Here is a 23,765-nt window from a genome sequence, read left to right on the forward strand (position 1 = left end):
TCCAAGCTCGAGAGCGAGCTTGGACCGGTGCCACGTCGCCGCCTTAGCCGAACCACGCCAGGCGGACCGGCCGAGGGCGTACGATGGCTGAGCCGCCCGGCCTCGAACTGGTGCCGCCGATTCAGCGCGACGCAGGTGGATCGACACCCGCCGGCGCGACCCGGAGGCTCGAATACCTGCCGGTCGCGCTGTTCGGCTCGGTGATGGGCCTGTCGGGGCTGAGCGTCGCCTGGCGGCTGGCGGCAGGGCGCTACGGCGCACCGGAATGGGTGGCGAACGCCATTGCCGTCCTTGCGGTGCTGGCGTTCGCGGCGGTCGGTACCGCGTATCTCGTGAAGGCGCTCGCCGCGCCCAACGCCATACGCGCCGAATTCCGCCATCCGATCGCCGGCAACCTGTTCGGGACGATGATCATCAGCCTGCTGCTGCTGCCAATCGTGATTGCCCCCGTGGCGCTACGCCTCGCCCAAGTTATGTGGATCGTCGGAGCAGCCCTGATGCTGGGTTTCGCCTGGCTGGTCATCGACCGCTGGATGGGCAGCCGCCAGCAGGTGGCGCACTCGACGCCGGCGTGGATCGTGCCCGTAGTCGGCCTGCTCGACGTGCCGCTGGCGCTGTCCGGGCTCGTCGGCCACTCCTACGGCGGCGAAGTCATCGCGGTCGCGGCGAGCGGTGCGGCCAACGTCAAGGGACTGGTCTTCGTCGCCGGCCTCGCCCCCGAGCCCGGTGAAAGCGCCGCCAGCCTCGGCGCGCGCTTCCCGACCGGCACGCTCGGCCAGGCGCTGGCCCCGCCGGTCGTGCAGGCCAGCGGCGACAAGGACCTCTACATCGATCCGGCAAAATACTGGCAGCAGTTCGCCGCCGATGTGCCCGAGCCGGCAGCGATGCAGATGGCGGCGACGCAGCGCCCGGTCACCGAGGCGGCGCTGAACGAGGCCGCTGGGGAGACCGCCTGGAAGACGACCCCGTCATGGTTCATCTACGGCTCGCTCGACAGGAATATACCTGCAGCGCTGCACGCCTTCATGGCAAAGCGCGCTGGCGCGAAGCAGACCGTCGAGATCAAGGGGGCGTCGCACGTCGTGATGATCTCGCAACCGAACGACGTGGCAAAAAATGATCGAGCGTGCTGTGGGCGGATAGTCCAATGCCAGTCCGAAAAAAATTGCTGCGCTCGCGGCGCCTGTCGATTGACCATATCAGTTCCCGCGACACGACGAATTCGGATGCGACCGATATCGCGGTCGGGCTACGATGGGACGACCACCACCCATGCAATGGGCCCGAGGCTAGCGCGCTGCCGCATCACTGGAACCTAATCGGAATCTTGTGGCTAATCGACTGCGCGATTCCCGTCGGGCCAATGACGGTGGCGTGGTCGACGACCTTCCTCAGCAAGATGAAGGACACCGTCCCTGATGAATTCGATCCGGAAGGCTTGGCTCCCGGTATCGCCGCGCACAGCAACATTGGGGTGCGCTTCTATCATGACGTCCAAGTCAACGTTAAGGCTGGCAATGAGGACCAATTCGAGTTCTTCGTCGGGGTGAGCAATGTCTTCGATCGCAAGCCGCCGCAGCTTGAGGACACGGTGTTCTACGGCAACATCACCGGGACGGAGACTGCAGCCGACGTCTACGACCCGTTCGGTCGCCGTTTCTACGCTGGTGCACAGGTTCACTTTTAGGACGGGCTCGAACGGGGCGGATTTATGGGGCACCCTAAAAGGGTGCCCCATTTAGTTTTCGCGGCATCCTCTGGCGCGATTCGGGGTGGGGGATCGCCTAGATGTTTGATCCCAGGCTTTGAGGGTGCATTATTCACCGCGAGCTGGAAGGAGGCGCTATGGACCAGGTACTCCATGGGAGCGCCACGACGACTGAGGCAGTCCCCCGGATCAAGTCCGGGGCAGGCTAGCGATACAGCATAGTCAAGCGAGCCTGAGGGAGCTGGCCAAGCGCCACGGCATCAACCAGAAGACCGTCGCCAAGTGGAAGGGGCGTACGTCGACGGCCGACCTGCCGACAGGCCCCAAGGTCGCCCGATCGTCCGTACTGTCGATCGAGGACGAGGCGGTGATCGTCGCCTTTCGACGGCACACGCTACTGCCGCTGGACGATTGCCTCTACGTGCTCCAGGCCAGCATCCCGCATCTGACGCGCTCGTCGCTCCACCGCTGCCTGCAGCGACATGGCGTCTCGCAGCTTCCGTCGATCGAGGGCGACGCGCCCACTCGCGCCAAGTTCAAGAGTTACCCGATCGGCTACTTCCACATCGACATCGCCGAGGTTCGCACCGAGCAGGGCAAGCTCTACCTGTTCGTCGCGATCGACCGTACCTCCAAGTTCGCCTTCATCGAGCTTCATGAGAAGGCGACAAGGCGGGTCGCCGGTGACTTCCTCCGCGCTCTCGCTGCCGCCGTGCCCTACAAGGTGCACACCGTGCTCACCGACAATGGCACGCACTTCACCGACCCGACCGGTGACGGCTGGACGCCCGAGGACATCAAGGTGATGCGGGCACAGAAGATGCTCTTTCGCGGCCATGCCTTCGAGGCCGCCTGCGCCGATCTCGACGTCGAACATCGCCTGACTAAGCCGCGACATCCCTGGACGAATGGACAGGTCGAACGAATGAACCGCACAATCAAAGAAGCGACCGTCAAACGCTACCACAACGATGATCACGATCAGCTCAGGCAGCATCTTGCTGACTTCATCGCCGCCTACAACTTCGGCCGCAGACTCAAGACACTCAAAGGCCTCACCCCCTTACGAAGCGATCTGCAAAATGTGGCTCAGCCAGCCCCATCGATTTACGTCAGATCCGACCCACCAAATCCCGAGACAAAACACGTCTGTGCTCCCGATCACACGTGGATCAGACGGAGGTACTGGGCCGCGATATCGCGTTCGCGCATCGGCGAGCCCTCTACAACAGCGTTCGATCGGCGTAGATCAGCCGCCACTGCTTGACCAACGGCCCGCGGCTGTTCGGCTCAGCGGGGTCGCCTTCGATGCCCTCGTGCTCCTCGACGGTAATTCGCCAACCGCGGTCTTGGCCGGGCTCGCCAAGCGGGATCGACGTGCCGATGTCGATCACCCCGGTCCAGGCGAACTCGCCCGCCGCGGACAGCCCGCCGATGCTGAGCTCCTGCCGGTGGACGGCGTGCCAGTCGAGGTCCGAGACGTCGCCAGGCTCACGGTGCTCAAGCACCGCGTAGACTCGGCGGTCCTTGGCCATCGCGTTGGTCGGGTCGGCGGCTCCAAGGGGGTAAGGCCCGCCCACGCCCAGCGCGCCCGGATCGATCCCGGTCGGGATCGTCTGCTTCTGCGCGAAGACCCCGGGCGCCGCCGCTGGCGCGCTCTCGCGCAGGCCCGCCGGGCCGCTGACCGTCACGCGTACCGTGGTCACGTCGGGGCGCGACACCGTCATGGTGCGCTCGGGCAGGAGCTGGGTGAAATCACACAACACGATCGGCGACAGCTCCAGCCCTTGGAGCGAGTTGGGCTGGTAGCGCGCCACCGCGAGCCGCACGAACGCCCAGACCGATGCCGCTGGCTCGATCGCCACGTCGACGAACCACAGTTGCCGCTCCGCATTGTATTCGGGCCGGTAGCCGATCGCCGAGACGAGTTTACCGCCGGCGGGCAGGATCTTCAGCAGCGAAAGGCGCGGGTCGGGGCCGCGGACACCGTCGATGCCCGCCGCGCCGTACAGGTCCTCGACCGACAGGCCTACGAGCGGGACCGCAGGTCCGGCATTGAACCAGACCGGGTCCGACCCCCAGACGCTGGTGTGAACACCGGCGTCCTCGCCGTTGCTCGTGATGATGACCGCGAGTTGCTCGTCGTCGCCGCTGCGGAACCACGGGCGGCGGAGATAGACCCGCAGCCCGGCACGGCGGCGGCGACGGATGCCGAAGGGTTGCCCCGGATCGTCGCTCTCGTCCCAGCGGAACAGCGGGATCACCGAGTCGACGATCGGCGCAGGCGGCGCGGCAGTGCTGAGGAGGCTAAGCGTCGTCGGCACCCCGAGCACGCTGCGGCTTTCGGGCGTCGCGAGCAATGCGGGCGGGAAATACTCGCGGTAGCGGGTGGTCGCGCGGAAAGCATAGTCGACGACGCGGTGGCGGGTGTCGCCGAACTCGTGCCGGGCGCGGTGGATGCGAACCGCGCCGACGCCCGGGAACGCGAAATCCGCGTTCGCCGGGCCGAGCAGGACCATGTCCTCGTCATAGTCGACCTGGGCGTGGAACGGTACAGCGCGCTTGGCTTCGCGCACCGGCCCGTCGGCGGTGAGGTCGTCGATCCATTCGGACCAGCTTGCCTCGGCGTCGATGCGGTCCGTGCTGGCCGCGTGGACGTCGATGACGGCGCCAAGGCCGACGCCGGTCTCGCCCTTGACGCGTTGGCCGACGACGATCGCGGTATTCAGCGGGGGCAAAACCGGGCGCGGCACCGCGTGGATCAGGCTGATCGGCTCGTACGGGGTCAGCGCCCAGAACTGCCCGTCGGCGGCGGGCCGCTCGAACAGGTCGAGGCTTGTCAGGCTGGCCGGCAGCAGGCCCCACAAGGCGAAAAGCGGCAGGTCGGCGCGGCGCAAGCTCGACGACAGCCGCAGGTCGAGGCGTTCGCCGGGTGGAATGCCGATGGTCACCACCCGGTCCCTGACCGTCGCGGTCATGTCGGTCGCGGTCTCGACAACCAATCGGAATGGCTGCGGCGCGGGCCAGTCGCCGAGGTACGGCGCGGCGGTGCTCTCGACCCGGAATGCACCGACCAGCGGACTGCCCTTGTTGGCGGTGTTCATACCGAACGCAATTCCCGCCGCCATCGGGTCGGGCAGCCAGGGCAGCACAAGTTCGTCGACATCGTGGATGACATAATGTCCGACGGGCGGAGGGTTACCGCGATTGCCATCCTGCAGCGTTCCCAGGTCGGTAACCGGATCGGCGATCTCGGGCCCCGCCTGCAGACTGACGCCTGGCTGCTCGATCAGCACTAGGGGATCGTCGAGCGAAACGATCTTCTGATCGAACAATGTGCCGTCGTCGCGCAGCGCTGCAGCAAGCATTAGCCGGCGCTCCTCGGGCGTCCCGGTGCCGAGAGCAGGGTCGAAGCGGCCATGGAGCTCGTTGAGGATTTGCGAGCCCTTGGGTGCCGCGAGGTGCCGCTCGCAGGTCGGGCGCAGGTCGGCGGCGAAGGCCGGGGTCAGCGATGCGATGAAGGCCTCGGGGTCGAGTACCGTGGTCGTCTCGCCACCCGCACCGTCCGGGGAGGTGAGGAGGCCGCTGCGAATGACGAGGTGGTGGATCGACTCGGCGATGCTCAGCCGGTGGCGTGCGACGACGACCGGAGGCGGCACCGTGTCCCAGCGCCGGAACGGCGTCAGGGGCGTCAGTGTCTGGTCGGTCAGGTCGGTGAACACGGCGGGGTCGATCGGCTGGGTCACCACGTCGTTCAGCTCGATGCCGTCGAGGTCGTGCGCGATGACCGGGCCGAGTGTCTCCGAGCGCAGCCCGACCCGCGGCTCGAGGCTGACGGTCTTCAGCGCGTCGGTCAGCGCCGCCGAACCGGCCAACGAGGCGATCGGTGGAGCGACGATGCGCGGCCGGGCCTGCAGGCGGCTGAGAGCCAGGCTGTCGATAGACGCAAAACCGGTCAGCACCGGCGGGCTGTCGCCCGGAGTCGTGGTATCGCTCGCCAGCGACCGGGCCTGGAAGGCGATCAGCGCCTCGGCGGGTCCCGTCGGTGCAGCGGCTGTGGTCGCCCCGGCAGCGGACAGCGCGAGGCCATGGATGCCGGGCAGATCTTCCGACACCAGCGGCGTCGCGCGCACACTGGAGATGCGTTCGAGCGCCGGGCGGAAGGTCGCGAGGTCGACGGTGGCGCGCGCTGGTCCGCCGACCGCGCCGAAGCCGCGCCGTAGCCCGACCGCGCCGGCGGCTACCGGCACCGGGTCACCCGGCGAATTCCCTGCTAGGTCAACGCTCCACGCGCGGAACATATAGCTTCGCCCATAGCGCAGCCGCGGCAGGGTGCCATGCGCCACCTTGGTCGTCACCTGCACCGGCGAAACCGGGTCGGCGGGCGGGGCAGCCTCGAGCGCTGCCTCATGCTGCTTGCCGTTTTTCATGAAGGGTTCGGCGCGAGGGCCGGGGCGCGGCGCCGAAAGGCTCCATCCCGACCAGCCGAACATCGCCTCGTGAAGATACAGCGGGCCGTTTTCGATGCCCGGCGTCTCGTTGACCGCTGCTGTCTGGACATAGCCGCGCTCGGGCAGGTCGGTGTAGACCGGGGCGTCGAGCCCGGCGACCGTCGCGGTGGTCAGGCGGGCGTGGGGCGTGAACCACTTCTTGACGTGGTCGTCCCAGATCTCGACGCGGTAGCCGCGCGTAAGATCCTCGGTCCGAAGCGACGGCGGGGCCGCGGGAGTAGAACTGGCGACCATCGTCCCCGAAGCACTGAGCTGCGCCTGCACCGACGCCAGCTTGCCGGTCTGGACCAGGGTCAGACCCTCGCTGCGCAGCGCCGGGGGCGCGACATGGCCGGGGTCGCCGTTGACCGCCATCGCCTGCATCCGCGGCAGCGAGCGGATGAACGCCTCCGCCTTCAGCGCGCCCCCGTCGCTGTCCATCGCCAGCACCGAGTAGCGCTTGGTGTCGCCGAGCTTGAGCCGCCCGACCGTCCAGTCGTCAGTGCGCGGCACGCTCAGCAGGCGGCCGCCCGAATGCGTGACCGGGGTGCGGGCCGCAATGATGCTGACCGCCGACCCGCGCATTGCCATCCCGGCATGGAGTTCGATCGCCGCCTTGAGGCCCGCGAGATCGTCAACATGGACATCGATGACCAGCCCCAGCCGCCGTAGCAGTTCGGGCTGGTCAGCGAGGTGCGCAACCCGCTCGTGAAAGTCGGGCATCGGCTTGTCGAGAGGCTTCGGCGCGAGGTTCTCGGTCGGAATGTCCTGGTAAGCCCGCCGCGCTTCGGGTCGATCATAATAGCGCCGTGCCGCGTGCAGCGGTTCGAGTAGCGCCTTCCACGGGCTGTCCGCGCTGACGCTGCCCGCGCCCGGCACGTGATCGAGCTGTGCGGTCAGCGCGACCTCATCCGCCTCGCCGGCGCGTCCACGGCCGCTGCCGAGCTGGCCGATCAGCCGCGCCACCGGGTTCTTGAAATCCTGCCCGCGGATGTTCTTGGCGACGTAGGTCCTGAGGTCGGGCGGATCGACCGGGAACAGCATCGTGCCGAGCAGCGGCATCACCGCGGCAATATCGTGCACCGCCTTGACCGGGAAAGTCCGCCACGCCCGGTTCGGGAAGCTATCGAAGCGCGGCCGCCGGACGATAGTGTCGGGCGGGAAAACCTTCGACCACAGGCCGGCGTCGATGCGCTCGACCAGCGGCGTCGCCGCGATCGCCCCGGCATTACCCAATAGTTCGATCGTCGCCGCGCGCGCCGTCGCTGCCCAGTCGACGAAGCTGTCGAAGTTGCGGAGCGGCTCCTCGACCGCGTCGGGGACCAGCCGCGGCGCGACGTGGAGCGAGACATGAAAACCCGCGTCGGGTCGCAGGGTCAGCGGCAAGACGGTGAGGACGAAGCTCTCGGTGCGCATCTCAGGCCTCCGCTTCGTCGGCGAATGCGCCGCAATACAGGTTCCAGGTCTCGGACTCGGTGGCGCCATCGGGCAGCAGCACGTCGCGGCCGGTCGGGTCACCGTTCGACCCGGCGAACGTCCGCCGGACGTGGATGCTGACCGATGTCGAGAAGAACAGCACCGAGACGTGGATGGTCAGCGTCGCCTCGCCGATCATCTTGCCGGTGTCGAAGGCGTAGGTCAGCGCCATGTAAAGCTCGATCGACGCCGAGATCAGCGACAGCACGTCGACCTCGCCGCGAATGCGGAAATAGCCGGTCAGCGATCCGCCCGGGCCTTCGAGCTTGATGTAGACGCCGCCCATCGCTGAGATCGAACCCGAGGCAACGCCGAAGTCGAGTGCCACCACCGCGCCGAACTCGAGCGACATCTCGAGCAGGATCATGCCGTCCGGGTCGAGCCGCAGCCCGACGAAGCCGCCGCCGCCGAGCGGGAACACCGCCAGCGTGAATGGGCGCTCGCGGGTGCAGAAGTTGAAGCCGACGCTGATCGACGGGCCGAGGAACGGGACCCGCGCATCCGCTCCGAGGCTGATGTTGGTCAGCGAGAACACGCCGATCGCGACATTGGGGATAGCGAGCGTGAAGCCCGCCGAGATGCCCTCCGCACTGATGTCGACGAACGGCGGGTCACTGAAGCCGTCGAGCGGAATGACGTCCTTCAGCACCTCGATAAAGCCGAGCAGCCCAACGAACTTGATATCGCCGAAGACGACGTCGATCTCGGGCTTGCGCGACCCGCCGGCGCGAAATGCGATGCGGTCGAACGTGAGCTGCATCAGCGGCGCGTCGGGCAGCAGGTTGAGGTGGAAATTGGTCAGCTGGGCCGCGACCTCGATCCCGGCGGCGTGTCCGGCCGATGCACGGGCATCGACGCTGAGCACCAATGGGTCGTTGAAGGTCAGGATCGGTGAGGAGTTGAGTACCGTCTTCCATTCGAGGTGGGTGCGAAACTCGCCGCCGCCGGGGTCAAGGCCCTGGGCGAACTGCGCGATGGCACCGAGCAGGTCGATCAGCTTGGCGGCATCGAGCGCCGGCCTGAGCGCCGCAAGCAGCCGGTCGAACTGGGCACGGGCGAACGGGGCAAGGTTGAGCCCTGGCGCGGCGTCGGCGACCGTCAGGACCTCGCCGCCGATCTGGGTTAGCTGGGTCTTGATCGCGTCGAGCGCCTCGCTGGCGGGGGGGCCGCTGCCGCCGAGCAAGTTCTGGACTCCGGCTTGCAGCGACGCGATTTCGCCGGGAAGGTTGGTCACCGCGGCCTGCACCGCAGGGTCGGGTCCGGCCGCAATATCGGCCAGCGCCTTTGCCAATCCGTCGAGGTCGTGGAGCAGCGACGACACCCGGTCGAGCTGCTCGGTGACGAACTTCGGCGCCAGTGCTAGCGGTCCACCGGGGATCAGGTCGGCGAGGCTGAACAGCCCGAACAGCTTGGGCAGCCCCGCGCTGAACAACTTGGCCGGGTCGAAGTTGCCAAGCACGGCCTTGTCGACGTCGGCGACCAGACCGGTGCTGCGCGCCAGCCCGCCAACCGCGACGTCGGGCTGGATGAAGCCTCCGCTATGCTCGCTCGATCCGAACTTCAGCGCCGTCGTGTTGTCGAGCGCAAGGAAGACGTTGCCGGCGTTGCCGGCGTCAAAGCCATGGTCCTTGTAGGCCTGCGGATAGGTGGCTGCCTCGGGCGCGGCGCCCGGGGTCAGGCGCTGGATCGCCGGGATGACGACGCGGGCGCGGACCATAAACGGCTCGGAGCTGACCTTGCCCGCGACGCCCTTCCAGTCGAGGCTTGCGGCCTCTGCACTGGCGCGCGCGCCCGCACTGCCCAAGGTCGCCTGGGCCTCGGCGAGGGCCGGGGCGAAGGCCACCGTCTGGCCGTAGCCGTCGATCGTCATGCGGTCCACATGCGCGTTGGTCTCGGTATCAATCTCGGCCTGGGTCACTCCCACAGCGGCCCGGACGAACAGCAGCGGCGCGTTGAGGTGGATGATGGCGCCGTCGTGATCACTGGCATCGACGTGCCAGTTCAGCGGCTCCAAGGCACCGACCGCAGTTGGCCAGAAGAACCGTGCAGATTCGCCTCCCGGCGGCTCCTTGAGGTCGGGCGTACGCAGCGGCCCGACGTGAGCCTTGACGAACGGCAGATCGCGCCGCGAAAAACTGCGGTCGGGGTCGCCCAGCACGATGAACACGCGCTTGAATAATGCGGCCTGCGGCGGCGTGTCGACGACCTTGCGCCACATGATCCGCACGAGATAGGCAGCGTGGCCGAGCGGATAGAGATAGCCCGGATCGACGATGCGGACGTACTGGTCCCGCCCCATCGGCGAAATCTGGTCCCACGACGTCATCGGGCCGAAGCCCTGGGGGTAGCGGTCGGCGGTGGGAAACTGGACGTGGAGGTCTAGCCATGCGCCGAGCGCCGACAGCGCCAGGCGGCGGGCGCGGACCGGCGGCGGGGTCACTGTCGGTGCATCGTCGCTGCCGGAGGTCTGCTTGACTATTCGCTCGCGGTCAGCAGCTATCGGCAGCGAGTTGAACGGGTTCGGCGGGAGAAATCCGTCGCGGTCGCGCGTCCAGATGGCACGGACAATGCGCTGGTCGTCGTCGAGCTCGTCGAGGACACCATGGCTCCTCACCGCCAGCCGCGAATGCCACAACTCGACGCGCGCCCGGTCATCGGGCGCGGCTCCGACCGGCTTGCGGGCATGAGCCCAGGCGCCACGCACCGAAGGGGACAGGATCAGGCGGAACGGTGCTTCGATCGCGGTCTCGTGGACGAGCGGCTTGTGGGGGCGGGGGGTCACGGTGACCACCGGGCCGGGAACTAGCGGCCCGGGAACGAAGACCTGGCCGGGGTCGAGGGCCTGTCCTGGCTGGAAGACCTGGCCAGAATTGGCGACCGCGCCGTCGGCGACCGGTCCGGGGGTGAAGATACGTCCTGGTGCGGTCAGGATGCGCGAGCGGATCAGGCGGTTCGCCGCGACTAGCGCGCGCTGCGCCTCGACCAGCCCGACCGCACCGCGGCCGCGGAAGCGGGTGGCGGCGTTCTCGTCCGCCAGTCTGCCGACGGCGATCTGATCGACCCCGCGGGTCTTTGCGCCAGTTAGCAACTTGCCGATCAGTGAGCCCTGGTCACCGATAGTGATTACATTGGGCAGAAAGGTGAAGTCCGGGGCGGCGGTCGCGACCGGAGCGACCTCCAGCTCCAGGCTGCCCATCGCCTCGAGTAGGCCTTCGATGGTGAAGGCGATCTCAGTCCCCTTGGGGACTGCGTAGACCAATTTGCTAGGGTTGGCGGCGCGCGCCGGGACCGGGGGCTGGAGGTCGGGGGTAGGCTTGTCGTCCTCGGTGGCGAACTCGGCGACGTGCTGGAAGGCGAATTCGATGATCAGGTGGCCGGGACCGTCGGCGGCGATCAGTCGCGGTGGCGACGATATCTCGAGCCGCTGCGGGTTGGCGGGCGGTGCCGCAACACGAGCATCGGGACGATCAAGGGTAAGCCCCTCCCAAGATGCCTTGAACGATGTCAGGTCGACCGGGCGGAGGACACGAACCGACATAATCTCACGTCCGATCGTGGAACGCCTGAACGGCGGCTCGAAACGGCCGAGGACGTTCGGCACAGATGAGTCCAGGGGCCATGTCGCCATCGCGAATCTCTCCATCCGGCCATCAGACGCGGCTGTTTCGACTCGACCCGTTTTCTTTTTAGTGTAGTCCCGTCAGTGTTAAACTCTAGCGGCGCGAAGATCGCCGGTGCGAGGGCTTTCACGAACCGCTGCATCATCCTGCCGTCCATCACCAAGTCCTTGCGCCGCCCCATCGATTCGATGCCCTCATGACCTTAACCTAACGAGACGCGAACGGCGCTGATCGCTTTCAAAGCCAGCCGCGACATTGGGCGGGTGCATTACAGACCTTGGAGTCCGCGGCAGTGACGAGATGAAGGACCGTCCACTTTTGAAATGCGGCCAAGCAACTCCGAACGCCCGGGACTGGGTCTTTTCCGCACTGGCTGGCAGAAAACGCAGCTATCAGCGGCGCGGTCGAAAAGCGGTTTGGAATACATCATCGCCCTCCACGGCGAACCATCGGGCATGCCGGGATGACCTGAAGACGTGGTTGCGTGATGGACCTCCGGGCAAGTACAAGGCGTTACACCACTGTCCCGATCAGGAGTTTACTGCATGATTGATCAGGTTCGCGCGCACATGGAAGTCATCGGTGCCGATGGTGTCCATGTTGGCACCGTTGACAACGTCGAGGGCGGCCGCATCAAGCTGACCAAGAGGGACAGCGGCGAGGGCAGGCACAAGGGCCACCACCACTTCATCCCCGGTGGCTTGGTCGCTGAGGTAGAGGGCGACAAGGTCCGCCTGTCGGCGAATGGCGACGTTGCCGTCACGTTCGAGGAAGAAGCCTAAGCCGAAGCTAACGGAGCCGCGGCGCGCTACTTGCACGTCGCAGCCCGGTTTGCAGGGCCGGCGCTGTGCAGCCAAAGATTGCCGACGATCGCGCGGCTGAGCGGTAGAAAGGGTCTGGTAGAGGCTCCGCCATCGATCGTCGTGACGGCGAGGCAGTTCGTGGTTCGCACTGCGCGTTGCTTATAAAACCCAGCCGACTAGCCTGTGCTGCGGGAACCTCGAAACCGGCTGCTGGTCAAGATGAACGGATCTCCGTTCCTAGAATTCCGAGTAGCGCTTCCGAATATCGTATTTTAAGTCATGCTGCTTGCTGTGCTGCGACTGATCCGAGCCATACGTGGTGACGATTTGCGCTAAGCCCGGACCTCACCAGGGGATATTCTACGTCGTCGCCGCAGCGAACACCGCGCGCTGCGCCCCGAACGCGCGCCCAAACGCCGGTCGCGCCTCGCCGCGTGAGACATAGGTAGCGACAGTCGGCTGTTCTTCTAGCAGTCCCGACCCACCCAACCGGCGAAGCACCGTCACCATCACGACGTCGGCTGCGCCAAACTCCTCCTCCAGCCAGTCGCGGCCGACAAGCCAGCGGGAGAGGTCGCCAAGCCGCACCCGCACCCGCTCGTCGAGCATCCGCAGACGCTCGGCATGCCATGGCCGATCCGCCTCGAACAGTAATGCCATGCTGCGTTCGACCACCGCCGGCTCCACCGTACTCTTCGCTGCGAACATCCACGCGATCGACCGCGCGCGGGCGTTGGCATCCTCTGGTAGTAGTACCGGATGGCGCTCGGGGACGTGGAGCACGATCGCCGCCGACTCGAACAACGCGAGCATGCCGTCCTCGTAAGTCGGTATCTGCCCGAACGGCTGCAGCACACGATGCGGCGGCTCCTTCAACGCGGCGAAAGAGAGCAGACGCACGTCATAAGGCTGGCCCACCTCCTCCAGAGCCCACCGCACCGCAAGATCCCGCGCCAGTCCCCGGCCACGATCGGGGGACAGCGCGAAGGCGGTGATCGTCGGGTTCATGCGGTGGCTCAAGCTGGGCGGTAGCACGATGCTCGCCGGCTTAGGGTCCGACAAGAGCATCGACATGATCGGACGGCCGAAGTCGGGGAGCTGAAAAGGCAGCGTTTGGGTCCGTGCCGCCGCGGAGCTGCCGGTCCGCTGTCGCCCCAAAGACGTCACGCAGGAGCTGCGACAGGGGTCCGCCGAGCCGACGATTGCGGCGTGACGATGCCGGGAGCCTGATTCATTCCGTCCCGAAAAAGGCAGCCGCCGTATAGCCCCACCGTCCATCGAGGCTCGAAACGCCGCATGGCAGCTGACCTATCATGCTGGTGCAGGCAGCTGCGCCGCGCTTCACCCGATGCCGCGCTCGGCGGCGCCTGCCCGGGTGCTATCCCGGAGCCGCCGCGCGGCGGCGGCACCGTACAGGCTTTCTGCAGGCCAGCGTTTCTGCAAGACGGGCGTGCTGGCGGCAATGAGCTTCGCGGCCCCAGCGCGATCCCCTTGAGCAAGTAGGCAGCCGCCTTGCACGTTGTCGAGCCACGCGACGCGCCAGGGGTCTTCAGGATAGGTGCGGGTCATTAGCGGTCGCGCCAAGGTGAGCAGGGCGAGTGCTTCAATGGTTCGGCCATCGCTACATAACAGGTCGGCGAGATCCGTCATTACTGGCGCGCGATTGCGGTGATTGTGGATGGTCGCGGCTACAAGTGCTTTGCGGAACAGCTGCTCGGCCGGCTCGGCATGACCAAGGGCGCGTTCGGCAAGTCCCAAATTGTCGAAGATGAAAGCGAATTCGTCATGGGTCTCGTCTCGTTGGCGGCGCGTAATGGCGGCGGCGCGGGCAAGATAGCCGTACGCTTCGCGGTATTTACCCTGTTCGAGAACAACCCGGCCGAGACTGTTGAGTGTGATTGCGGTGTCTGGGTGTTCGGCGCCCAGCACGGCCTGGTCATTGTCCAGCACCCGCCGATAGTAACGCGCGGCGACGTCGGGTTGCTGGCGCAGATAGGCGATCGCTCCGAGCGTGTTCAGATCTTCGGTGACGCGCGGATGCAGCGCGCCCTCGTCGGCCGTCCGCAGTGCGATCGCGGTTCGGTAGAACGGCTCGGCGGTGTCGGGTTTATCGTCGTAGAAATAAGCTTCACCGAGCGCCTCGAGTGCGGTGGCGCGCGCCGGAGTGGCGGTGCCGGGTGCGCTGGCGAGCGAGAGTGCCTCGCGCGCCGTCGCCTGGGCCGCGAGGAAGTTGTTGTTACCAGCCTGTGCCTCGCTGAGTCCGATCAGCATTCGTGGCAGCAGCTCCGGCTGCCGGTAGTCGCGCCGCCGCGCCACCGCTAGCGCGCTTTCGAACGACCCAGTCGCAGCTGTGTAATCACCCAGCCGCACCTGGGACTCGCCAAGCACCATAAATTGGCGCGGAGCCAGCATCACGTCACGCCCGGCAATCGCAAAAGTATCCCGGACCAGCGCATCACTGCGCTTGAACAGCCCCAGCGCCCCATACACCTCGCTCAGCGTCGTCATCAGCTCGGTCTTGACCGACGGCTCGTTCTTCAGGCTCTGCTCGATGCGTCGGGCACCGTGATCGAGGACTTCGCGCGCCGTTATTGATTCGCCCTTGGACTCCGACGGGTCGGCGACCTCGAACAGCGATTGCACAAAATCCACGGTGCGTTCCGCAGTCTGGGTTTTTTCGCGCGCAAGATCGCGGTCGGCTATGGCCTGTTGGCGCTGGATCAGCGCGAACACGGCGAGCCCGGCCATCAAAACGAAGCCGGCCAGCGAGGCGGCTGCCAGTGTAGCCAGGCGCCGGTGGCGCCGCGCCGTCTCGCGGTCGCGGAGCTCACCGTAGCTAACGCCAAGCATTTGGGCGAGTAGCTTAAGCTTGGCGGCATGCTTGCCATCCATGCCAGGCCGGAGATCGGCTGCGAGCGGTTCGCGTGATCCATCCTCGAGCAAGGCTGACGGGAAGCACTCGAGCGCGGGATTGAACTCCGGCCGCCGCGAGGCGTATGGTTCGCCGGCAACGACGAGGCACTGGATATGTTGCCCGCGTCCGAGCACGCGAAAGCTCCGGATTTCCTCATTGACCCATCGCGACCGAGCGGCGTCTGGCGAGCAAATCACGATCAGTGTCGCTGCGTCGGTGAGCGCATCCAGGACGGACCGAGCAAGATCAGGTGAGGAGGACAGTTCCTCACGGTCTCGAAAAACCGGCGGCAGGCGATCGTCTATAGTGCCGATCGGACCGATCCGGCCGTTGAAGCGGCGCGGAATGCGATACGTTTCGAGCGCGCGATGCAGCCAGGCGGCGACCTTCCGATCGCGATGATTATAACTGATGAATGCGGAGTAGCGCATTTGACTGCTACTTGTCGCAGCACCGTCCGTAGCAGAGCCTGTCAGGCCGCCACGGCTCCCAGTGCGAGCGACCGGCGACCGCGTACGGCGCTACCGGCGGCGAGGAATCCGACCGTCAACATCAGCCACGCCGCCGGCTCCGGAGTTGGCGATCCGCCGCCGGCCGGGAAGGAGAAGCGGAATTCAGTTGCAGCGCCTTGTACCTCGGAGTGCAGCGTGGCGCCGTCGATCTGGCTGCCGCTCCCACCGAAAGAATAACCAAGATAGGCATCTGAGGCGATATCGGGGGTCAGGGTCTCGTCAAACGGGTCGCCGTGGTTAAACTGCAGAACGAAATCTCCGCCGCCGTTATCGAAAATGCTGAACTCCATCGGTTCGGCAGTGACGTCGTCGAACGTCGCGTCGTAGAGCACCCGGATCACCGGCGAGCCCGGGAAATCAAACACCGCGTTGGCCGGGTCCTGGAGACGAAAGTTTGAAAGGGTCATTGCGGATGAGTAGCCCGCAGTGAAGACATTGCCGCCGATCAATGCCAGTGAGCCGAAATCCGCTCCGGCCGCGATCGGCGCGCCGATCGATACTAAGCCGTTATCGTAGATATAGAGGCCATCGAAGGCACCAAAGCCAAAATTCACCGAAAAGGACACCGGTGTTGACGCACAGGCGGTACCGATCGTGCATGGCGTGAACGGCGTCGCTGAACTGTCGATATTGACCCGTCTTGCGGAGGCGGCGGTACCAAGACCAAGCAGCGCAACTGCAAGCACGCCGTTAACGATAAAGCGACGTAGGTTGAGCGGGCAATTCATGCTTAGCTCCTTGACACAAACGACTCGTCGGTACCGGGATATACTCATTACAATAAGCGATTCTGTCAATCATCGATTAACCATCGTTGATCTGATCGCATACTATCGTCAGCCGGATCTTGTTGCGGCGGCATAGTGGCGACGGGCGACTACCGACACGGCGCGGTGAGCGACTTTACTGCCAAGGGATGAACTCGGGCATCAGCTCGGGATCTACTCGCTGAAAACGGACGGAAATGGTGAGCCGTAGACGGAAAGATGGAAGTGGCCGGGAATCGATATTAACTGACATCTGCTTCCGAATGAGCGCCAAAGCCCGGCGGGACGTACGGATGTGCGTCGTCGCCGCCGCGAACTTGACGGCAGAAGACGCTTCCTCGCCGACACGAAGCCCCATTGTTCGCCTTCTCGGGATGCCGTTCTCCGCTGCGACTGATGCTTGCGCAATTCGTGAAGCCCTACTTAGAGCGCGCGAGAACGACGCGAAGGACAGCTGCGGCGGGTGACGCGGCCGGCCATGAGCTTCTTCGTGTCGGCCACGCCGATCGTACCCGATCTTAAGCTTTAGCCTGCATAGGGCGGTTTCCAAAGAGGTATCCCGTGTCAGTCGCCATTTTGCACGCGTTCGAAGACATCAAGATTTCAGACCTCGACGGTATGTCGCCTGGGCAACTCGACCAATTGCCCTTCGGCGTGGTCGGGATTGAGCAGAGTGGCCTCGTTGCGATCTACAATGCGACTGAGTCCCGGCTGGCGGGTCTGGACGCGCAATCCGTGATCGGCGTGCCATTCTTCGAGGCGATCGCTCAGTGCATGAACAATTTCATGGTAGCACAGCGCTTCGAAGACGAGAGTGAACTCGACGAGATAATCCCTTATGTGCTGACACTACGGATGCGACCGACTCGGGTCCGGCTGCGCTTGCTGGCTGCCTCCAATCAGCCCTTGAACTTCATCCTCATCGAGCGTTGACGCCGGCGTGTCCGAATACATTCAGCGTGATCACAAGCAATTGCTCGAGTTCCTATACGCCTGCCCGATCGGTCTGGTTGAATTTGACGCCGATGGGACCGTTGCGATGATCAACCCGAACGCAATGAAGCACCTGCTGCCGCTGGCTGGCGCGCGCGACCCGAGCAATCTGTTCGTCATGCTCGAGGGCTGCGCGCCGGAACTGCGAAATCTCTTCGAAAGCTATCCCAGGAACAGTGGCACGATCTGCGACGGGCATCGCATCGCTGTCGACATTGGTCCGGGGCGCGGCGGCAAGGATCCCAAAGTGCTCGCGTGCACACTCCTAAAGCTCGCACCCGATCGAGCAATCGCAACATTTACGGATATTACGGTGCAGGTCGCGCAGGAGCGACGGCTTAAGCAGGCCGAAACCTGGTTCGCGTCTCTAATTAACGTCGTCAACGACTATGCGGTACTGTCAATTACGACCGAAGGCGTGGTGCTCAGCGTCAACGAGGCCTTCACCCGACAAACCGGCTTTCCGGTCGATCAGGTTATCGGAAAGCCGCTCGAAACGATTTTGAACGGCGATCCCGCTTCCGGATCGCCGTGCCTATCGAGTCGATTGCGGCTTGCCGAGCGCGATGGCTGGTACCTCGACGAGAGCTGGCAGGTGCGCACCACCGGTGAGCGCTACTGGTCGCAGTGCCTGTTCGCGGCCCGACCCGGCGATCAGGGCGAGGCCGTGGGCGGCTACTTCGTTGTCCTGCGGGACGTGGTCCGGGACACCTCGGAGACGTCCGACCTGCGTCGTGTACTTTGGTTCGATCACCTGACAGGTGCCGCGAACCGGACGTATTTTCTCCAGCAATTCGAGCGTGAACAGCGGCGGTGGCGGGACGATCGTCAACCGCTATCACTGGTCTTGCTTGACATCGACCACTTCAAGAGCGTCAACGATGCATACGGCCATCCGACCGGCGACATCGTGCTGAAGCAGTTGACCCAGGCCTGTAACGCTTTGCTCCGTCCTTCCGATGTCTTCGCGCGTCTCGGCGGCGAAGAGTTTGCCGCTCTGCTTCCGAATACACCGATGTCCGAAGCGGTAGTGATCGCTGACCGACTACGCGAAGCGGTGGCATCGATGGCCTTCATCGTCGACGCTGCGCCACTCAGCATCACCGCCAGCTTCGGGTGTGCGACGGCGACGCAAGAATGCTCGACTGTCGAGGGCCTTATCGCGCTCGCTGATGCGCAACTTTATGCGGCCAAGCACGCTGGTAGAAACCGCGTAAATGCAGCCGCCGACTTGATGTCGACCGAGTGATGGCGCCAGCCATCGAGCGGGAAACACTACGCCGGATTGTTGCATCACTCGTCGCGACGGAAATTGGACGCGGGCGCAATCTCGACCCAGTTGGACGGGCTGAGGACCCGGCCGCCTGGACGGACGAGGAAGCATTGTCGGTTGGATCGATCGTCCTTGATTCGCTGGAGACCATGTACGCGGCGGCAGCCGTCCATGAGATGTTCGGGTCCGATAATGCCGAAGAGGACCATCCCCGGCGCTCGCCGGTCACGGTTGGAGAATGGCTTGACGATATCAGCCTCGCGCAAAGTCGGGAAAATGCCCGGCTGACCGTCATGACATCCGGTTCCACGGGCCGCCCCAAGCCGTGCGTTCACGCCGTCACCGATCTTCAGGACGAAGCCGCGTATTTCTGCGAACGGCTGCCGTCCATCAAGCGCGTCGTCGCACTGGTGCCTGCACATCATATTTACGGGCTCATTTGGACCGCACTGCTTCCGGCAAGGCTCGGTATACCGGTGATCTCTGCATCGGCGGCAAACCTGCCTCGACTTCAGGACGAAGACTTGATCGTTGCCGTCCCTGACCAATGGGTAGCGATACTCCGTTCGCGAATATGCTGGCCGCTGAAAGTTTGCGGGGTCAGTGCTGGCGCACCGCTCGATGACAGAGTGGCGAGCGAGCTACTCGGCGCGGGGCTACACCACCTCTACGATGTCTATGGTTCTTCCGAGACCGGGGGTATCGCTGTTCGCGAAGCGCCGAACGCCGCCTATGTGCTACTGCCGCGATGGCGCTTTGCATCACCGCCCGGAGCAGCGACTTCGGTGCTTATCGATCGCCTAGGCCGGGGGGTACAACTGCCGGATCACCTCGCGATCAAAGGCGATGCGAGCTTTACGGTGCTGGGGCGGCGGGACGGGGCGGTGCAGGTCGGTGGCCTCAACGTCTGGACCGAATACGTCGCATCCGTCCTGCGACGCTGCCCCGGCGTTGCCGACATCACCGTACGGCTCGGCGATCATGGTCGCCTAAAGGCGTTTATCGTGCCTGCCGAGGCGGGCGATGAAACCGCTCTACTCGATGGCCTGAGGCGGCATGCCATGCGGCTTCTGACATCCGAGCAGCGACCAACTTCTTTCAGCTTTGGCGTCACCGCTCCGCGAAACATTCTGGGAAAGCGGTGTGACTGGTCATGAAGATGGACGCCCCGAACGTAAAAACAGCCCGGTGCGGAGGCTGCCGCGATTGAATGGCCGTGCCGTTCAGCTTTACAATGTTTGATCCCAGGCTTTGATGGTGCACTATTCACCGCCAGCTGGAAGGAAGCGCTATGGGCTAGGTACTCCATGGGAGCGCCACGACGACTGAGGCAGTCCGGTCGGTGAACCTTGAGCTTGGCCTGAAAGCCGAACAGCTTGCCAGTCCGCAGTTCGACCATCGGCTCGTACACCGCTTCGACATGGTCGTAGGCGAGGGCTGGTCGAACCATATCCACGGCTGCAGCGCGGCGGCGGATCTGACCGCCCATCGACGGTACAAACGTAACAAAGCCGCCGCGTCCAAAAGCCTTAGCCGCATACAGCGCGATGTCAGCGTTCTTGAGTAGCTCTGCCGGGGTGCGACCATGTTTCAGGAACAGCGCGACGCCGATGCTGGCCCGCGGCGACAGCACCCGACCATGAAATGCGATGGGCTGGCGGAGGCGATCGAGAATTGCCTCTGCGGTCTCGCGCACGACGTCGTGATCCGGCGCGTCTGATAGCACGACTGCGAATTCGTCACCGCCGAGTCGAGCGGCTTTTGCGCCGGCTTGGTCGCCTAGGCCTACGGCAACCGCCTTGAGCACGGCATCGCCGGCATCGTGCCCGAGTGTGTCATTGATCAGCTTGAAATTATCCAGGTAGAGCATCATCAATGCCCCGGTAGATCGGGTCGCGATGCATCGTTCGATCTCGATCTCGATGTGCTCCTTGGCGGCGGCGCGATTGAGCAAGCCTGTCAGGCTGTCGCGCCGCACCTGGAAGCGGTCATCTGCTGCACGTGTCGTTGCAGCGGTGATGTCTCGGGCCTGGGCGATAACATCGCCGCCCGCTCGACGCGACAAGACTACATCCCACCAAAGTGTGCCGACAGGGCTGTCACATGACGCCGTGAAACGGGCGGGCAGGCCGGCTGTCGCTAACGCCAGCTACCCCTCAGCCAGGGGCTGCAATTCTAGCGACCACAGTGACGACCAGCGATGATTTCCCTCGGCAAGCCAACGTCGAAGCCGAGCGCGTTGCGACCGCCCTCGTTCATCGGCAGGAGCAAGCCCTCGGTCGATATCCACTCGATCCGATCGACACCGTTCTCGAGAATGGCCCAGCTTTCGATCGCGGCGTGCTCCATCGGCAAGTCAGCCTATCTTCGCTCGGGTGACGCACCGGCGCATTATTGATACCATGGCCCTGCTCAAAACCGATTAATGCAAATTAGCCTTGATTGGATCGAGGACGCTAACGCCGCGAATGCTTCTTTCTTTTCGGCGAAATGATTTCTTATAACGCGTCTTAACGAAACAAGGCATTATGACTCAGTCATTTCTTACATCGCGTGTTGCAAGCTACTACCAGCGCAAGCGAACCTAGTGTTATAAATTGCGTTTATGAACTTCTAACCACGTCTTAATCCACCAATATTCAAGCCGTATCATTCTGAAGAACGTGAAGCGACGTCGATCAGTCCAGCTTCCCCGGATGACCTTTATACATTTCTGGCAATCAACATCCTTGGTAATCAGAGTGCGCTCATGGAAGGTGCCATCGATATTGTGACCGCATTGCGCCCTCGGTGGCTCCAGCGGCAGCTCAGCCAAGTGCATCACTTCAAAATGCCTTGAAATCAGCCAATGAGGACTAACGCTTAACAGATATGGACGATCCAGACCATAGATCAGTCGGTAGATTGACATCGTCTCGATGGAGTGAGGCTTCGATAGAAGGTATTCGGTTTCCTTAACGTGTTGATATCATGCGATCGTACCGACCGACCCTTGGAAGCTCTGCTGCAAAGAATAGACATCAGTCGTGGTCGATCCGCTAAAGGGGCGGGGTGGCCCGAATACTACCATTCACGTTGGATCGCTCGACACCAAATAGCAGAAGCTTATTTAGGTAGCTCCCGCGTCTGAGTCTGGAAGGCGCAGTCCGTACGAAAACGATCCGCGATAGTGGACTGTTTCTGACCTACTTGCGGTGCCGACGAGGCGAAAGCGACAGTTCGACTACGTGTTAGGATCGATCGGTTGTGACATCAGACGTCCGGGCTCTCAACGCGCCGCTTCCTGATAGGCCGACCAAATACATTCCAACCAGTACAGTGTTGGGGATCACGTTGAGCCAGAACCCTGTCGCCACCGGTAAAATGCTGTCGATTGCATACCAGCTCACCATACCGGCATTGATCGCATGCCAGAACGCCCGTCCCTGCGGCCCAAGCTCGATCGCCGCGCGGATCGTCAAGTGAAGCGTCACAGCCCAGCCAATCGACACTGCGCCGACAACCGCCAGACTGAACTGCAAGGGCGGGTCGAGCGTGACCGTTCCACCGTGCAGTATCGAAAATATCGAGCGAACGGGACCACTGGTCACCGCGATCGCGCCGCCTGCCAGCACCAGTCCGAACACGCCTATCGAGCAGCACCATACGACGAACCAAATGCGCCACAGTCTGGACATCGCGGTCTCCTTCCACGCACACTTTGCTGATCCGTGGGCGGCGATCAATTACTTGCAAAGTTATTGAAGTGCCGCGTCCACCTTGCAATCATGTCACATGGAATCGGCAGCCGGATTTCCTCGACTATTGCGCGACTGTCGACAGAAACGCCGTATGTCGCAACTCGACTTGGCGCTGACATCCGGGGTTTCGCAGCGCCATATCAGCTTCCTCGAGTCCGCGCGTGCCAACCCCAGCCGGACGATGATCCTCCAGTTGAGCGAGACGCTCGGCGTTCCGTTGCGCGACCGCAACCAGTGGCTCAACGCGGCGGGCTTCGCACCCGTGTTCAAAACGCGCCCGCTCGATGATCCGCAGATGACGCAGGTCATGAGCGCAATCGACATGATGCTCTTGGCGCATGAGCCGTTTCCGGCGCTCGCTCTGGACCGCTCTTGGAATGTCCTGATGTGTAACCGCCCGTTCGACCTGTTGGGCAGTATGCTGGGCGACGATATCTGGGCGCGTATCGGCGGTGGGCAGCGCAACCTGATGCGGTTGTTCTTTCATCCCGACGGTATTCGCCAATATGTTACCAACTGGTCCGCCGTGGGGCCGTTGGTGTGGCAGCGCGCCAGGCGGGAGGCCGAGGCGCTGGCCGGCTCTGAAATGAGGGCGGTGCTCGACAGCCTTGCCGATTTTCAGGAACCCGACATCCTCTGGTCGGGAGCCGACGCGGCGCTTGTGCCGGTGATGCCGTTTAACTTGACAATCGGCGACTTGAAGATCGCGATGTTCGCGGTGGTGGCGACCTTCGGCACGGCGCAGGACATCACTGCCGAGGAACTCCGGATCGAGACCCTGTTTCCAGCCGATGCACCGACCGAGGCGCTGTTCCGCAGTACGGCCGTACGGCCTTACGGCCTTACGGAAAGACGATGATCCGGCAGGTAATTGCAACCAGCGCGATGCGGCCCGACAAGCGTGACGAACCTTCTTGAAGGAAACGATCATGACCGCATCATCCGCTTCCCCGCTCGACGCCGCAAAGGCCTTCCTGAAGGCGATGGAGCCGCTCGACTACGACGGCGCCCTTAAGTTCGTTTCCGTGGCCTGCGAGTACACAAATCCGCCGCCGATCGGTACGGTGCACGGCCCGGTCGGGATCAGGGCCGTGCTGGAGCCGTTCTTCGCGCCGACGCTGGAGAACGAGTTTCGCGTACTGCGCGAGGTGGTCAATGGTGCCGTCGCCGTCCTCGAAAGGCTCGATCGGCACCGCTTGGCTGACAAGTGGGTCGAACTGCCGGTCACCGGCGTGTTCGAGGTACATGACGGCCTCATCACCTACTGGCGCGACTATTTCGATGCCGCGACGATCCTGTCCCAGTGGCCGAAGGGTTAGAGATGCAGTGCCCTCATCGTGTGAACTGTGGCACCAAAATATCACCAAGGGGAGTTTTCCAGCTCGCGATTATGATGAACCCGGGTCAGAAGGCATCTGCTGTAAATAGCCAGATCGACCTGCTTGCGGCTGCTTCATCACTCGCGAAGC

At 64.0% G+C, this 23,765-nt stretch carries 15 protein-coding genes and 1 pseudogene; 9 read left to right on the forward strand and 7 right to left on the reverse strand.

Going from position 1 to position 23,765, the window contains the following annotated elements:
• Positions 1 to 407 precede the first annotated feature (407 nt).
• The 3 genes and pseudogenes from KX816_07450 (at position 408) to KX816_07460 (ending at position 2,835) form a co-directional block, all read left to right on the forward strand.
• Complete coding sequence (locus KX816_07450; GenBank protein ID QXQ08450.1) at positions 408 to 1,319, forward strand: alpha/beta fold hydrolase; 912 nt, start codon at positions 408 to 410, stop codon at positions 1,317 to 1,319.
• Positions 1,320 to 1,363: 44 nt separating this feature from the next.
• Positions 1,364 to 1,687, forward strand: coding sequence for a TonB-dependent receptor (locus tag KX816_07455; protein ID QXQ07823.1), 324 nt, complete (start codon positions 1,364 to 1,366; stop codon positions 1,685 to 1,687).
• 232 nt (positions 1,688 to 1,919) lie between these two features.
• Positions 1,920 to 2,835: pseudogene (locus KX816_07460) on the forward strand (IS481 family transposase).
• A gap of 96 nt (positions 2,836 to 2,931) precedes the next feature.
• Here the strand turns inward: KX816_07460 and KX816_07465 are convergent.
• Together KX816_07465 and KX816_07470 are read right to left on the reverse strand one after the other, a co-directional pair.
• Positions 2,932 to 7,614, reverse strand: a complete 4,683-nt coding sequence (locus tag KX816_07465) for a hypothetical protein (protein ID QXQ07824.1) — start codon at positions 7,612 to 7,614, stop codon at positions 2,932 to 2,934.
• A gap of 1 nt (position 7,615) precedes the next feature.
• Positions 7,616 to 11,212 carry a hypothetical protein gene (locus KX816_07470; protein ID QXQ07825.1) on the reverse strand — a complete coding sequence of 1,199 codons (3,597 nt, stop codon included), beginning with the start codon at positions 11,210 to 11,212 and terminating at the stop codon, positions 7,616 to 7,618.
• A 627-nt stretch (positions 11,213 to 11,839) separates the two neighbouring features.
• Between KX816_07470 and KX816_07475 the strand changes: the two genes are divergently transcribed.
• Positions 11,840 to 12,076 (forward strand): DUF2171 domain-containing protein, encoded by a 237-nt coding sequence (locus KX816_07475; protein ID QXQ07826.1) that lies wholly within the window; start codon positions 11,840 to 11,842, stop codon positions 12,074 to 12,076.
• A 381-nt stretch (positions 12,077 to 12,457) separates the two neighbouring features.
• Here the strand turns inward: KX816_07475 and KX816_07480 are convergent, their stop codons facing one another.
• From KX816_07480 to KX816_07490, 3 genes are all read right to left on the reverse strand, one after another.
• The gene (locus KX816_07480) at positions 12,458 to 13,105 is read right to left on the reverse strand and encodes a glutathione S-transferase family protein (protein QXQ07827.1); all 648 of its coding nucleotides are present in this window, start codon (positions 13,103 to 13,105) and stop codon (positions 12,458 to 12,460) included.
• Positions 13,106 to 13,438: 333 nt separating this feature from the next.
• Positions 13,439 to 15,442: a toll/interleukin-1 receptor domain-containing protein gene (locus tag KX816_07485; GenBank protein QXQ07828.1), complete on the reverse strand. Its 2,004-nt coding sequence runs from the start codon at positions 15,440 to 15,442 to the stop codon at positions 13,439 to 13,441.
• Between the two features lie 41 nt (positions 15,443 to 15,483).
• The gene (locus KX816_07490) at positions 15,484 to 16,251 is read right to left on the reverse strand and encodes a hypothetical protein (protein QXQ07829.1); all 768 of its coding nucleotides are present in this window, start codon (positions 16,249 to 16,251) and stop codon (positions 15,484 to 15,486) included.
• Between the two features lie 657 nt (positions 16,252 to 16,908).
• Here KX816_07490 and KX816_07495 point away from each other — a divergent pair.
• The 3 genes from KX816_07495 to KX816_07505 are packed head-to-tail and all read left to right on the forward strand — an operon-like array spanning position 16,909 to position 19,713.
• Entirely contained in the window at positions 16,909 to 17,223 is a 315-nt protein-coding gene (locus KX816_07495) for a phosphonate transporter (GenBank protein QXQ08451.1), read from the forward strand.
• A 7-nt stretch (positions 17,224 to 17,230) separates the two neighbouring features.
• Positions 17,231 to 18,532, forward strand: coding sequence for a diguanylate cyclase (locus KX816_07500; protein QXQ07830.1), 1,302 nt, complete (start codon positions 17,231 to 17,233; stop codon positions 18,530 to 18,532).
• A complete protein-coding gene (locus tag KX816_07505; GenBank protein QXQ07831.1) occupies positions 18,532 to 19,713 on the forward strand; it encodes an AMP-binding protein in 1,182 nt (393 codons plus the stop codon). The genes KX816_07500 and KX816_07505 overlap by 1 nt, the downstream gene beginning before the upstream one ends.
• 1,018 nt (positions 19,714 to 20,731) lie before the next feature.
• Here the strand turns inward: KX816_07505 and KX816_07510 are convergent.
• Both KX816_07510 and KX816_07515 read right to left on the reverse strand, forming a co-directional pair.
• A complete protein-coding gene (locus tag KX816_07510; protein ID QXQ07832.1) occupies positions 20,732 to 20,905 on the reverse strand; it encodes a hypothetical protein in 174 nt (57 codons plus the stop codon).
• 881 nt (positions 20,906 to 21,786) lie between these two features.
• On the reverse strand, positions 21,787 to 22,233 hold the full coding sequence (locus KX816_07515) for a hypothetical protein (protein ID QXQ07833.1): 447 nt from the start codon (positions 22,231 to 22,233) through the stop codon (positions 21,787 to 21,789).
• Positions 22,234 to 22,387: 154 nt separating this feature from the next.
• Here KX816_07515 and KX816_07520 point away from each other — a divergent pair, with 154 nt between their 5' ends.
• Both KX816_07520 and KX816_07525 read left to right on the forward strand, forming a co-directional pair.
• Positions 22,388 to 23,155 (forward strand): helix-turn-helix domain-containing protein, encoded by a 768-nt coding sequence (locus KX816_07520; GenBank protein QXQ07834.1) that lies wholly within the window; start codon positions 22,388 to 22,390, stop codon positions 23,153 to 23,155.
• Positions 23,156 to 23,225: 70 nt separating this feature from the next.
• Positions 23,226 to 23,615, forward strand: a complete 390-nt coding sequence (locus KX816_07525; GenBank protein QXQ07835.1) for a nuclear transport factor 2 family protein — start codon at positions 23,226 to 23,228, stop codon at positions 23,613 to 23,615.
• Positions 23,616 to 23,765: the final 150 nt, after the last annotated feature.

This window comes from Sphingosinicellaceae bacterium (genome assembly GCA_019285715.1).
Lineage (GTDB): Bacteria > Pseudomonadota > Alphaproteobacteria > Sphingomonadales > Sphingomonadaceae > Glacieibacterium.